We start from the raw sequence: 591 nt of genomic DNA on the forward strand, positions 1-591 counted from the left end.
TTTCACTCCGCTTCCGCGGTGCTTTTCACCTTTCCCTCACGGTACTGCTTCACTATCGGTCACCAGGGAGTATTTAGCCTTGGCAGATGGTCCTGCCGGATTCCGACGGGGTTTCTCGTGTCCCGCCGTACTCAGGATCCGTCTCGGAGGGTGCTTGCTTTCGGTTACAGGGCTTTTACCTGCTCTGGCGGGCCTTTCCAGACCTCTTCGCCTACCAAACACYTTTGTAACTCCRTGTGAGACGTCCTACAACCCCAAGAAGCAAGCTCCTTGGTTTGGGCTAATCCGCGTTCGCTCGCCGCTACTGACGGAATCACTATTGTTTTCTCTTCCTCAGGGTACTTAGATGTTTCAGTTCCCCTGGTATGCCTCTWMCYAACCTATGTATTCAGTTRRKAGTAACTRTCCATTACGAYAGCTGGGTTTCCCCATTCGGAAATCCTCGGATCAATGCCTGCTTACGGCTCCCCGGGGCGGTATCGTTGTTCGCCACGTCCTTCTTCGGCTCCTGGTGCCTAGGCATCCTCCGTGCGCTCTTACTAGCTTAACCAAATGCTCAGGTGATCGCTCACCTTCGCTTACGTAAAAACA

At 53.4% G+C, this 591-nt stretch carries 1 rRNA gene; it reads right to left on the minus strand.

Annotation, left to right across the window (positions count from 1 at the left end):
• A 23S ribosomal RNA gene (locus AB4Z50_RS35900) occupies positions 1 to 550 on the minus strand; the annotation flags it as partial.
• Positions 551 to 591: the final 41 nt, after the last annotated feature.

The sequence above is a fragment of the Paenibacillus sp. 2TAB26 genome (genome assembly GCF_052115145.1).
In the GTDB taxonomy this organism is placed as follows: domain Bacteria; phylum Bacillota; class Bacilli; order Paenibacillales; family Paenibacillaceae; genus Pristimantibacillus.